The organism is Streptomyces sp. NBC_00572, from assembly GCF_026341815.1.
In the GTDB taxonomy this organism is placed as follows: Bacteria; Actinomycetota; Actinomycetes; order Streptomycetales; family Streptomycetaceae; genus Streptomyces.
Window position 1 is genome coordinate 4,505,383 of record NZ_JAPENX010000001.1, and the last position, 12,486, is coordinate 4,517,868.

Annotated in this window: 9 protein-coding genes; 7 read left to right on the top strand and 2 right to left on the bottom strand. The window is 71.1% G+C overall.

Annotated elements, in window-relative coordinates:
- From gatA to gatB, 3 genes are read left to right on the top strand one after another with little or no spacing between them, the layout of a single operon-like run.
- Window positions 1-1,497 carry an Asp-tRNA(Asn)/Glu-tRNA(Gln) amidotransferase subunit GatA gene (gatA, locus tag OG514_RS20960; RefSeq protein ID WP_266896973.1) on the top strand — a complete coding sequence of 499 codons (1,497 nt, stop codon included), beginning with the start codon at window positions 1-3 and terminating at the stop codon, window positions 1,495-1,497.
- Complete coding sequence (locus OG514_RS20965; RefSeq protein WP_266896975.1) at window positions 1,494-1,739, top strand: hypothetical protein; 246 nt, start codon at window positions 1,494-1,496, stop codon at window positions 1,737-1,739. The genes gatA and OG514_RS20965 overlap by 4 nt, the downstream gene beginning before the upstream one ends.
- A gap of 26 nt (window positions 1,740-1,765) precedes the next feature.
- Window positions 1,766-3,277, top strand: a complete 1,512-nt coding sequence (gene gatB / locus OG514_RS20970) for an Asp-tRNA(Asn)/Glu-tRNA(Gln) amidotransferase subunit GatB (RefSeq protein ID WP_266896977.1) — start codon at window positions 1,766-1,768, stop codon at window positions 3,275-3,277.
- 78 nt (window positions 3,278-3,355) lie between these two features.
- Here gatB and OG514_RS20975 read toward each other — a convergent pair whose 3' ends face one another.
- Both OG514_RS20975 and OG514_RS20980 read right to left on the bottom strand, forming a co-directional pair.
- Window positions 3,356-5,260 carry a protein kinase gene (locus OG514_RS20975; protein WP_266896979.1) on the bottom strand — a complete coding sequence of 635 codons (1,905 nt, stop codon included), beginning with the start codon at window positions 5,258-5,260 and terminating at the stop codon, window positions 3,356-3,358.
- Entirely contained in the window at window positions 5,257-6,144 is an 888-nt protein-coding gene (locus OG514_RS20980; protein WP_266896981.1) for a DUF6232 family protein, read from the bottom strand. The genes OG514_RS20975 and OG514_RS20980 overlap by 4 nt, the downstream gene beginning before the upstream one ends.
- Window positions 6,145-6,559: 415 nt before the next feature.
- Here OG514_RS20980 and OG514_RS20985 point away from each other — a divergent pair, with 415 nt between their 5' ends.
- The 4 genes from OG514_RS20985 to OG514_RS21000 all read left to right on the top strand — a co-directional run bounded on the left by OG514_RS20985 (window position 6,560) and on the right by OG514_RS21000 (window position 12,341).
- Window positions 6,560-8,665: a phosphocholine-specific phospholipase C gene (locus tag OG514_RS20985; protein ID WP_266896983.1), complete on the top strand. Its 2,106-nt coding sequence runs from the start codon at window positions 6,560-6,562 to the stop codon at window positions 8,663-8,665.
- A gap of 204 nt (window positions 8,666-8,869) precedes the next feature.
- The gene (locus OG514_RS20990) at window positions 8,870-11,128 is read left to right on the top strand and encodes an MMPL family transporter (protein WP_266896985.1); all 2,259 of its coding nucleotides are present in this window, start codon (window positions 8,870-8,872) and stop codon (window positions 11,126-11,128) included.
- Complete coding sequence (locus OG514_RS20995; RefSeq protein WP_266896987.1) at window positions 11,106-11,672, top strand: GNAT family N-acetyltransferase; 567 nt, start codon at window positions 11,106-11,108, stop codon at window positions 11,670-11,672. The genes OG514_RS20990 and OG514_RS20995 overlap by 23 nt, the downstream gene beginning before the upstream one ends.
- 39 nt (window positions 11,673-11,711) lie before the next feature.
- Complete coding sequence (locus OG514_RS21000; RefSeq protein WP_266896989.1) at window positions 11,712-12,341, top strand: hypothetical protein; 630 nt, start codon at window positions 11,712-11,714, stop codon at window positions 12,339-12,341.
- Window positions 12,342-12,486 lie beyond the last annotated feature (145 nt).

Here is a 12,486-nt window from a genome sequence, read left to right on the forward strand (position 1 = left end):
ATGACGGACAACATCATCAAGCTCACCGCGGCCGAGATCGCCGGGAAGATCGCCTCGGGCGAACTGACCGCCGTCGAGGTCACCGAGGCGCACCTCGCCCGCATCGAGGCCGTCGACGAGAAGGTCCACGCCTTCCTGCACGTCGACCGTGAGGGCGCGCTCGCCCAGGCGCGTGCCGTCGACGAGAAGCGCGCCCGCGGCGAGAAGCTCGGCCCGCTCGCCGGTGTGCCGCTCGCGCTCAAGGACATCTTCACCACCGTCGGCATGCCGACCACCGTGGGCTCGAAGATCCTTGAGGGCTGGATCCCGCCGTACGACGCGACCCTGGTCAAGAACCTGAAGGCCGCCGACGTCGTCATCCTCGGCAAGACCAACATGGACGAGTTCGCCATGGGGTCCTCCACCGAGAACAGCGCGTACGGTCCGACCGGCAACCCCTGGGACCTGACCCGGATCCCCGGCGGCTCCGGCGGTGGCTCGTCCGCCGCTCTCGCCGCGTACGAGGCGCCCCTCGCCATCGGCACGGACACCGGCGGCTCCATCCGCCAGCCCGCCGCCGTCACCGGCACCGTCGGCGTCAAGCCGACCTACGGCGGTGTCTCCCGCTTCGGCATGGTGGCCTTCTCGTCCTCGCTCGACCAGGGCGGCCCCTGTGCCCGTACGGTCCTGGACGCGGCCCTCCTGCACGAGGCGATCGCCGGGCACGACCCGCTCGACTCGACCTCCATCGACGCCCCGGTCCCGCCGGTCGTCGAGGCCGCGCGCAACGGCTCGGTCGCCGGCATGCGCGTCGGCGTCGTCAAGCAGTTCCGCGGCGAGGGCTACCAGGCCGGTGTCGTGCAGCGCTTCGACGAGTCCGTCGAACTGCTCAAGTCGCTGGGCGCCGAGATCGTCGAGCTGGACTGCCCGACCTTCGACCTCGCCCTCTCGGCGTACTACCTGATCGCGCCGTCCGAGTGCTCCTCGAACCTGGCCCGCTTCGACGCCATGCGTTACGGCCTCCGGGTCGGCGACGACGGCACGCGGTCCGCCGAGGACGTCACCGCCCTCACCCGTGAGGCCGGCTTCGGCGACGAGGTCAAGCGCCGCATCATCCTCGGAACGTACGCGCTCAGCTCCGGCTACTACGACGCGTACTACGGCTCGGCCCAGAAGGTCCGGACCCTGATCACCCGCGAGTTCGAGAAGGCCTTCGAGGAGGTGGACGTGATCGTCTCCCCGACGACCCCCACCACCGCCTTCCCGATCGGCGAGCGCGCCGACGACCCGATGGCGATGTACCTCGCGGACCTGTGCACCATCCCGACCAACCTGGCCGGCAACGCCGCCATGTCGCTGCCCTGCGGCCTGGCGCCCGAGGACGGTCTGCCGGTCGGCCTGCAGATCATCGCTCCCGCCATGAAGGACGACCGGCTGTACAAGGTCGGCGCCGCCGTCGAGGCCGCCTTCGTGGAAAAGTGGGGGCACCCGCTGCTCGAGGAGGCTCCGTCGCTGTGAGTACCAGTGCACTGCAGAAGGCCAAGGGCTTCAAGAAGTCCAAGACCGGCACGTACCTGTCCATCGGCACCACCGCGTTCGGCCTGATGGGCGTCGTCAAGCGCGCCCGTTCGGCCCGCAGCGAGCACGACACGCTCAAGCTGATCGACGCCGTCGTCTCCGCCGCCGCCATCGCCACCGGTGTCGCTCTCCTCGTTCGCGAGCTGAAGCGCATCGGTGACGACGACGTCCTGTTCGGCTGAGGCCGAAGGCATCAGAGGGAATTCTCGTGACTGTCACTGAACTGCTGTCGTACGAAGCGGCGCTCGCCGAGTACGACCCCGTCATGGGCCTGGAGGTCCATGTCGAGCTCGGCACCAAGACGAAGATGTTCTGCGGCTGCTCGACCGAGCTGGGCGCCGAGCCGAACTCGCAGACCTGCCCGACCTGCCTCGGTCTGCCCGGCTCCCTGCCCGTCGTCAACGCGATCGGCGTCGAGTCCGCCATCAAGATCGGCCTCGCGCTGCACTGCGAGATCGCCGAGTGGTGTCGCTTCGCCCGGAAGAACTACTTCTATCCGGACATGCCGAAGAACTTCCAGACCTCCCAGTACGACGAGCCGATTGCCTTCAACGGCTACCTGGACGTCCAGCTGGAGGACGGCGAGGTCTTCCGCGTGGAGATCGAGCGCGCCCACATGGAGGAGGACACCGGCAAGTCGCTGCACGTCGGCGGCGCCACCGGCCGTATCCACGGCGCGTCCCACTCCCTGCTCGACTACAACCGGGCCGGCATCCCGCTCATCGAGATCGTCACCAAGCCGATCGAGGGCGCGGGCGAGCGGGCCCCCGAGGTCGCCAAGGCGTACGTCGCCGAGCTGCGCGAGCTGATCCGCGCGCTCGACGTCTCCGAGGCGCGCATGGACAAGGGCCAGATGCGCTGCGACGTGAACCTGTCGCTGCGCCCGCACGGCCGGGAGGCCTTCGGCACCCGCTCGGAGACGAAGAACGTCAACTCGCTCCGTTCGGTGGAGCGCGCTGCCCGCTTCGAGATCCAGCGCCACGCCGCGGTGCTGTCCTCCGGCGGCACGATCGTGCAGGAGACCCGTCACTTCCACGAGGAGGACGGCTCCACCACCTCGGGCCGCATCAAGGACAACGCCGAGGACTACCGGTACTTCCCGGAGCCCGACCTCGTCCCCGTCGCCCCGGCCCGTGCCTGGGTGGAGGAGCTGCGGGGCACGCTGCCCGAACTGCCGCGGGTGCGCCGCAACCGGCTGCGCGAGGAGTGGGGCGTGTCCGAGCTGGACATGCAGTCCATCCTCAACGCCGGCGCGGTCGACGCGATCGTCGCCACGATCGGCGCGGGCGCGGACGCGGCCTCGGCCCGCAAGTGGTGGATGGGCGAGCTCGCCCGTAACGCCAACGAGCAGGGCGTCTCGCTCGAAGAGCTGGCGATCACCCCGTCGGACGTGGCCCGGGTCTCCGCCCTGGTCGCCGCCGGCGACCTGAACGACAAGCTGGCCCGTCAGGTCATCGAGGGCGTTCTCGCCGGCGAGGGCACCCCGGACGAGGTCGTCGAGAAGCGCGGTCTGAAGGTCGTCTCCGACGAGGGCGCGCTCGGCACGGCGGTCGAGGAGGCCATCGCGGCCAACGCGGCCATCGCCGACAAGATCCGCGGCGGCAAGGTCGCCGCGGTCGGCGCCCTGGTCGGCGCGGTCATGAAGGCCACCCGCGGCCAGGCGGACGCGGCCCGCGTGAAGGACCTGATCCTGGAGAAGCTGGGCGTCAGCGAAGGCTGAGCGTCTTCTGCTCGTACGGACATGTGAGCGGCCCCGCACCGGAGTTCCGGTGCGGGGCCGTTCCGTGTGCGCGCCGGGTCAGCGGCGCAGGATCGGGGCGGCGATGACTCCGCTGCCCGAGTCGGTGCAGGTCTCCTCGACCTTGAGGCGCAGGCGCAGCGCCCCTTCGATCTTCAGGGACTTGGTGATCGGCTTGCCCAGGTCGACGGTCTCGTTGAAGAGGGCCGGCTGGTCGTCCACGGAGACGATGATCCGCGCGGTCTCGATGTTCGACCCGTCGTCGATCCCGGCGGTGAAGTCGAACCAGGACCATTCGCGGTTGAGGTCGTACTCGACATACGCGCCGTTGTAGCAGTCGCCGATGAGGGCGGCTCCGTACTCCTTGGTGTCGATCTTCGCGGTGCCGACGGAGAACCTGTCGGGGTCGCTGACGGAGGCGAGCGTGGTCAGATCGGCGGTGGGCGCGTCGGGCACGGTCCCGGGGTCGTCGGTCGGACTCGCCGACTCCGCCGGGTCCGTGGTCGGTGGGTCGGTCGGCTCCTCGGCGGTCGGCTCGTCCGTGGGCTCCTCGGTCGGCGCCTCGGTGGTGGGGTCGGGCGTGGAGGAGGCGGTGGTCGCGGACGGCGTACCGCCCTTGCCCTCGGTGCCCTTGTCCTCCTTGTCGCCGAGCAGCCGGATCCCGATCACCGCGAGCACGGCGACGAGGAGGACCCCGGCCACGGCGCCGATGAGCGGGCCCTTGCGGCGGCGGCGAGGTTCGAGCGCCGGGGGAGGGGAGGTCGCCGCCACGGGGGACGGGGGAGGAGTCGGTGGTCCGAAGCCGGGGGCGCCGAAGCCGGGCGTGGCGACGGTGGGCGGCTCGGCGGACGGCGGGGCCACGGACCCGGGACTCACGGACTGCGGAGCCACCGGCTGCGGGGTCACGGGCGGCTGGGCCGCCGGAGGTGTGGCCTCCGGCGGAGCCACCACGGGCGCGGCCGGCACCGGCGTCTGTGGCGGCGTGGCGGGCTGCGGCGGCAGCGAGGGGCGTGCGGGCGGTGTCGAGGGGGCGGCCGGGACCGCGTCCTCGACCGTCGCCGGGCGGGAGGTCGTCGTGGACACCACCCCGTGCCGTACGTCCTTCACCCAGGCAGACAGGGACAGCGGCCGCCGCCCCGCGTCGGCCGCGGCGATGCTCAGCACCCGGTCCCGCTGCTCCGTCGGCAGCCCCGCGATCTGCGGCAGCTCACCGAGCGCGGACACCAGCTGTTCGGGGGCGGTCGGCGGGGACTGGCCGCTGAGCAGGAAGTACGCGATGGCTCCGAAGGCGTAGCGGTCCGTGCCCGGGGTCCGCTTGCCCTCGAAGATCTCCGGGGCGGCGTAGCCGGGGGTGAACCACACCTCGGCGGTCTGGTGGTCGGCGGTCAGCTTGCTCAGTCCGAAGTCGACAAGGGTCGCCTGCCCGTGCTCGTCGACCATGACGTTGCCCGGGGACAGGTCGCCGTGCACGACCGTGCGTCCGGACGGGGTGGCCTTGCCGGAGTGCAGCCAGTCGAGGACGTCGGCGAGTTGCTCCAGGGTCCGCATCACCTCGCGCCGCTCGCCGGGTGTGGCGAGGGTGCGTTCGGCCCGCCAGTCGCGCAGGTCGAGGCCGTCGACATGGTTCATGACGAGTACCAGGGCCCGGCCGGTGATCGTCCCGGACTCGCCGGGCCGGTGGATCGGCGGCCCCTGGAAGTGCTCCCGTACCCCGACGACACCGGGCCGGTGGACGAAACGCAGCAGCTCGGCCTGCTCGTTCCACTTCTGGCTGATCCGCTCGAAGACCTCGGGCGTGATCGTGGTCTTCGAGTCGAGAACCTTGACGACGACGGGCTCGGCCCCACCGGCCAGTTCGATCTCCGCAAGATAGAGCACGGCCTCACCGCCCCGCCCGATGGACCGCAGCAGCCGATACCGGTCAGGTGTGGAGTCGGGCCCGATGTGGTGTGCCGTGTTGCTCAAGTTTCCCCCCAAGGAACCGGAGTTGACAGGCGGTCAGCTTGCCGCTTGTGAAGAGGCGGGGTCAACTGAGCTGATTGCCCGTCACCGTTCGGGCCGGTCCTCAGGCCGTCGCGCCGACGGAGGCGTCCCGGGCGAGCTCGCCACCGACGCCCTCCGCCGCGGGTCCCGCCGGGCGCCGACCGCTGCGGCGCGGGTGCGAAGGCGCCGGGCGGCGCCTCGTCGCCCTGCCGGATGGTGTCCAGGGACGTGTCGAGGACCGCGCGGTCCTCGACGGACACCTGGCTCCGGAGGGTCTCGATCGCGCGGATCACCGCCTCGTAGACGGCTTGCGGGTCCTGCGCGCTCTGCTGGTTGTTCTCGACGCGGCCGACGGCCCCGTCCCCGGAGGCGTTGTAGAAGCCCCGCATGCTGCCGATGTTGTAGGTGACCATCTGCTTGGTGAAGCCGGTGAAGCCGGGGTCCTCGACGGCCCGCATGATGTCGCGCACGAGCTGGTGCACCTCGGCGCGGTCCACGCTGGTCAGGAGGGTGAGCGGGTTTCCGGAGGTCTCGATGACCAGCGCGTAGTACGTCCGCGTGAGCAGGGCGACGATCAGATGGAGGAAGAAGGCCGCCACGAGTACGGCGGCGGTGACCTCCACTCCCCGCGTGATCAGTTCCCGGTCGCTGCCGGACGCCTCGTCGGACTGGGCGGCGGCGAGCGCGGCGACCGCCAGCAGACCCGTGATCAGCAGAGACTTCACGAAGCGTCCCACGGCGCGCGCCCGCGGGGGCTTGATCTTGATGGTCGTCGCCCGGGCGATGTTCTGGAGGGGGTACGCCTCGGCCCCGATCCAGAGCACTCGCTTGCTGACCTCGACCGTGATGACCTTGCGTCTGGCCATACGACTTCTCTTATGCCCCGCCGTGGCCGTGCGTCGCGATCAGGATGCTCGCGAACCACACCGGTCAGCAAGGGGAATCCGCGATGACGGTCGGCGCCGCCCGGTGAGAGTCTCCGCTCCGTCGGCCCCGGCGGAGCGGGGTCACGTCGAGGGGCGGGAAGCTCGTCCCGGGCGCCTGCGCGAGCGGGGTGGGCCGCCCCGACCGCTCGGTGCCGGGGGCGGATTCCCGCTCAGGGGTGCGGTGGCGGGCCGGTGTTCGTGGCCGGAAATCGCTTGGATTCCCGTCACGTTCTCTTGGACGTTCACCACCGCGCCCCCGTCGGGTCTTCTCCGTGTCATCCCGTCTCACTACCGTCCCCGGCGTACCACCCAATGGCTCGAAGGCGAACCATTGGCCGTCGACTGGAGGTCGGTCTTGTCATCCGAGATGTCCCGCAGAAGGCTCCTCGCGCTGGGCGGAGGCGCCCTCGGTGTCGCCGCCGCCGGCTCCTTGCTGCCGCCGTCGTTGCAGGCCGCGATGGCCGCGGAGCCCCCGGCCGGGGGGATGTCGGCGGTCCGGCACGTGGTGATCCTGATGCAGGAGAACCGATCCTTCGACCACTACTTCGGCACCCTCCGCGGCGTCCGCGGATTCGGCGACCGCAATGCCATTGAACTGCCCTCCGGCAAGCCGGTGTTCGAGCAGCCCGCCGCGCTCGGCCGGACCGTGCTGCCCTTCCCGATCCGCGGCGCGGCCGAGACGCAGCAGAAGGACCTCCAGTACATCGGGGACCTCGACCACTCCTGGGGCGGCGGCGGCAAGGCCTGGCACGGTGGCTGGATGGACGGATGGGTCTCGGCCAAGACCGCCGCGACCATGGCGTACTACGACCGGCAGGACATCCCCCTGCACTACGAGCTCGCCGACACGTTCACCATCTGCGACGCCTACCACTCGTCCATCCACACCTCGACGAGCCCCAACCGCAACCACCTCTGGTCCGGCTGGACCGGCTTCGAGGCCGACGGCAGCCGGGCGGTCACCAACGCCGCGTACGCCGAGGACACCCACCCCGGCTACGGCTGGTCCACCTACGCGGAGCGGCTCGAAGCCGCCGGGCGCAGCTGGAAGACGTACACCGAGTGGGAGAACTTCACCGACAACAACATCGAGTTCTTCGCCACCTTCAAGAAGATCGCCCGCAAGGCGCTCGCCGGGACCGGCGGGCACACCTTCATGGAGTCCTTCTACGCCGCCGTCCGCGACACCGACGACGCCACCGAGCGCGCCCGTCTGCTCGGGCTCCTGGAGGAGGGCGTGGCGACCCTCACCGACGCCGAGCGCTCCCTCTTCGAGCGCGGACTGCGCCGCGTCGAGAGCGGCACCCTCGCCGACGCCTTCCGTGCCGACGTCGCCGCCGGCACCCTCCCCGAGGTCTCCTACCTCGTGCCGTCCGCGATCGACTCGGAGCACCCCGGCTCCTCCTCGCCGATCGCCTCCGCGACCCTCGTCTACAAGGTGCTCGACGCCCTCGGCGCGCACCCGGACGTCTGGCGCCACACCGTCGTCCTGATCAACTACGACGAGAACGACGGCTTCTTCGACCACGTGCCGCCGCCGGTCCCGCCCGCGGAGAACACGGACGAGCGCTGGAAGGGCCAGCCCACCGGCCTGGGCGTCCGGGTCCCGCTGCTCGTCGTCTCGCCCTGGTCGGTCGGCGGCTACGTCTGCTCCGAGACCTTCGACCACACCTCGGTGATCCGGTTCCTGGAGCAGCTCACGGGGATCCGCGAGCCCAACATCACCCCCTGGCGCCGGGCCGTCACCGGTGACCTCACCTCCGCCTTCGACTTCAAGCGGGGCCGGCGGCAGCCCGAGGTCGAGCAGCCGGGCCCGATCCCGCCCTTCACCGGCCGCTGGCGCCCGCAGCCCCCGGCCGTGCAGCAGATGCCGGTCCAGGAGCCCGGCGCCCGCCGCGCCCGCCCGCTGCCGTACCAGCCGGACGCCTCCGTGACCTCCGTGACCTCGGCGGCCGCGGCCGGTTCCGTCCGCGTGGCGCTCGACAACAAGGGGAAGGCGAGCGCGCACTTCGCTCTCTACCCCTACGCGGGTGAGTTCGCCGTCCCGCAGCACCAGGACGTCAGGGGGGCGGGGGAGTGGACCGTCCCCGTTCCGGGTGATCATTACCGCTTCACGATCACCGGCCCCAACGGCTTCCGCCGCGAGTTCGAGGGCCCCGCCGCCGGCGGCGCCGAGCTCACCTCCCGGATCGATCATCATGACCGTGACCTGCATCTCACCGTACGGAACACGGGCTCGGCCCCCGTCTCCTTCACGGTGAGGCCGCTCGGGTACGTGGACGAGGACGACCTCGCCGACTGGACCCGCACCGTCACCGTGAAGCCCGGGAAGACCCGTACCGTCGTCCACTCGGCCGCCGACGCGCACGGCTGGTACGACGTCGAGGTGACCGCACCCGGTGGATTCCGCCGCCGGCTCATGGGTCACATCGAGAACGGCCGTGCCAGCGTCTCCGGCTGAGCACCCACGGTGAGCCGTTGTGCCCGGAGGGTCGGGGCCGAGGTCCGGGACCTCCGCCCCGACCTTCCGGGCACTCCTGTGAGCATCGACACGAAACGGGCAAACGATCACGTTTGACTGCCACAGTGGGCCCACGTAGCTCATGCGTTCTTTTCGGGCCGTTCTCCCGCGAAAGATCCACGAACCACCCAGGGAGCACGTCCTTTGGCAGCCATCGCACGGTGGTGCATCAAGCACCGCCTCGTCGCCGTTCTGCTGTGGCTCGTCGCTCTCGGCGGGGTCGGTACCGCGGCGGTCGTCGCGGGCAGCGCTTACTCCAACGACTACGAGGTCCCCGGGACCGAGTCCGGCCGTGCCACCGCGCTCCTGGAGCGCGGCTTCCACGGCCTCGGCGGTGACAGCGACACCATCGTCTGGCACACCGACAAGGGCAGCGTCCGCGCCGACGCCGTCGAACGGCGCACGACCGCGATGCTCGACAAGGTCGCCGAACTGCCCGGCATCGCCTCCGTCACCTCGCCGTACGGCGACACCCAGGGCCAGGTCAGCGAGGACGGGCACACCGCCTACGCCACCGTCACCTTCCGCGAGCAGGCCGACGACATCCCCGAGGCGCAGGCCCTGGCCCTCGTCGACACGGCCAAGGCCGCGGCGAACGACAGTCTCTCCGTCGAGCTCGGCGGCAGCGCCGTCGCCCTCACCGAGGCCCCCGGCGGACACATCGCCGAGGTCGTCGGCGTCGCCGTCGCGGCCGTAGTCCTCTTCCTCGCCTTCGGCTCCCTCGCCGCTTCCGCGCTCCCCATCGCGACCGCGCTCGTCAGCGTCGGCATCGCGTACTCCGGGATCGTGCTCCTCGGTCATCTGATGACCGTGGCCGACTTCGCGCCGATGCTGGGCATGCTCGTCGGCCTCGGCGTCGGCATCGACTACGCCCTCTTCATCGTCACCCGGCACCGCAGAGGCCTGAAACGCGGGCTCTCCGTCGCCGAGGCCGCCGAGACCGCCGTCGCCACCACCGGCCGCGCCGTCGTCTTCGCCGGGGCCACCGTCTGCATCGCCCTGCTCGGCATGCTGATCCTGCGGCTCAGCTTCCTCAACGGCGTCGCCATCGCCGCCTCCCTCACCGTCGTCCTCACGGTCGCCGCCTCCGTCACCCTGCTGCCGGCCCTGCTCTCGCTCATCGGCATGCGGGCACTGTCCCGGCGCGAGCGCCGGGCGCTCGCCGAGCACGGGCCGCAGCCCGAGCTGCCCACCGGCTTCGCCGCGCGCTGGTCCGCCTTCGTCGAGCGGCACCCCAAGCTCCTCGGACTGGTCGCCGCCGTCGTCATGGGCGTCCTCGCGCTGCCCACCCTCTCGCTCCACCTCGGCACCTCCGACCAGGGCAACGGCCCGGCCACCGCGACCACGCGGCAGGCCTACGACCTGATCGCCGAAGGCTTCGGCCCCGGTACGAACGGCCCCCTCACCCTGGTCGCCGGGCTCGACGGCGCCGACGACCGGGTCGCTCTCGACCAGCTGCCGGCCGCGCTCTCCGCGACCCGGGGCGTCGCCTCCGTCTCCCCGGTCACCTACAACAGCTCCGGCGACACCGCGGTCCTCACCGTCGTCCCCGAGTCCTCGCCCCAGTCCAAGGCCACCAGCGAGCTCGTCGACCGGCTCCGTACGGACGTCATCCCGGAGGCCGAGGCCGGCAGCTCCCTGCAGGTGCACGTGGGCGGTGTCACCGCCTCGTACGACGACTTCGCCGAGATCATCATCGGCAAGCTGCCGCTCTTCGTCGGTGTCGTCATCGCCCTCGGCTGCCTGCTGCTCCTGCTCGCGTTCCGGTCGATCGGCATCCCGCTCAAGGCCGCCGCCATGAACGTCGCGGCCGTCGCCGGTGCCTTCGGTGTCGTCGTGGCGATCTTCCAGTGGGGCTGGGGGAGCGAACTCCTCGGTCTCGGCAGCTCCGGGCCGATCGAACCCTTCCTCCCCGTGATCATGGTCTCCGTCCTCTTCGGGCTCTCCATGGACTACCAGGTCTTCCTGGTCAGCCGGATGTACGAGGAGTGGCTGGAGACCGGTGACAACCGGCGGGCGGTCCGGGTCGGCCTGGCCGAGACCAGCCGGGTCATCAACTCCGCCGCCGTGATCATGATCGCGGTCTTCCTCGCCTTCGTCCTCTCCGGCGACCGGGTCATCGCGATGTTCGGCATCGCGCTCGCCGCGGCCGTCGCCCTCGACGCCTTCGTCCTGCGGACGCTCCTCGTCCCCGCCCTCATGCACATGCTCGGCGGGGCGAACTGGTGGCTGCCGAAGTGGCTCGACCGGCTGCTTCCCCGGATCAGCATCGAAACGCCCGAGTGCCGCGAGGCCGCCGACGCGCGTGGGAAAATACCCGCTCAGCGTGTGACGGCCGTGACGGCGACCGCGGCCCCGGCCGCGGAGGAGAGGAACGACGATGTTCGCGATATCGCTGGGTGACGACGGTGCCGAGCTGAGGCCCCTGGAGCCCTCGAAGGCCGAGGAGTTCCTCGCCCACATGGACCGCGGACGCGCGTTCATCGGCGAGCACATCGCCCTCCCCGACTTCGTGGCGGACATCGACTCCGCCCGCTCCTTCCTCGGCTCGTACGCCGAGAAGGCCGCGAACGACACCGGACGCATCTACGGCATCTGGACCGACGGCACGCTCGTCGGCGGCGTCCTCTTCCGGACCTTCGACGCCACGTACTGCACCGCCGAGGCGGGCTGCTGGCTGGAACCCTCCGCCGCCGGGAAGGGCCTGATCACCCGCGCCTGCCGGGTCATCATCGACTGGGCGATCGAGGAGCGCGGCATCCACCGCGTCGAGTGGCACGCCTCCGCGAAGAACGGGCCGAGCATCGCCGTCGCCCGCCGCCTGGGCATGACCCGCGAGGGCGTGCTGCGGGAGAACTACCCGCACCGCGGCGTCCGCGCCGACACCGAGGTCTGGGCCGTCCTCGCCCCGGAGTGGCGCGCGGCGAAGACCTCGTCACCCTCGTAACCCGCTTTCCTCATACGGTTCTCATACGAGGCGCCTAGCGTGCGGCGCATGGACACCAAGACGACGACCGAGAAGACCGGCGAGACCGGCGAGACCGGCGAGAGCGCCGAGACCGCCGAAACCGTGGAGACCGCGGAGAACGCGGCGAGCGTGAAGACCGCCGAGGCTGCCGCGCCCGCCGAGGACACGGCCGTCGTCCTGCTCGACAAGCAGGACGACGAGTCGGCCGACGAGGCCGAGGACGAGGACGAGGACGACGAGCTGTTCGCGGAGGCGGCGCCCGCTCCCGCCGCCGCCGGCATCGGCGGCGCCGCCGCGGCCGTCGTCTCCGCCGCTCTCGGGGTCGTCGCCCTCACCGGCACCTGGACCGGCAAGGTCGTCTCCGAGCGCGAGACCCTCGTCGGGCAGATCAAGACCTCCGGGGCCGGCACCCCCGCCCAGCAGATCTCCGAGATCTACGGCGACGCCTGGCACAGCACCGCCCTGGTGAACGGCGTGTTCTCGCTCGTCGCCCTCTTCGTCGCCGTGCTCGTGCTCATCCTGCCCGGGCGCCCCACCTGGGTCCGCGCGGTCGCCGTCGCCGGTGCCGTCCTCGGCGGCCTGGGGCTGCTCCTGTCGGCCGGTACTTACTTCGACCTGTTCCTGAGCCTGCCGAGCGCCGGATCCTGAGCCCGTCTAAGGCATCCCTAGGACCCGCCTAAGGACCCCCGTACTCCGAACATGCGGCACTCGCCCGATGTGGCCGCACCCCCTGGGAAACGAAAGTAGAGGCATCGCAAGGAGCGATACCGAAACCGAGGAAACCAGGGAGCAT

Bases quoted from the DNA above. Each gene is read 5' to 3' on its own strand.
- gatA (WP_266896973.1), top strand. From the start codon at position 1: ATGACGGACAACATCATCAAGCTCACCGCGGCCGAGATCGCCGGGAAG.
- OG514_RS20980 (WP_266896981.1), bottom strand. From the start codon at position 6,144: ATGGCCAGACGCAAGGTCATCACGGTCGAGGTCAGCAAGCGAGTGCTC.
- OG514_RS20995 (WP_266896987.1), top strand. From the start codon at position 11,106: ATGTTCGCGATATCGCTGGGTGACGACGGTGCCGAGCTGAGGCCCCTG.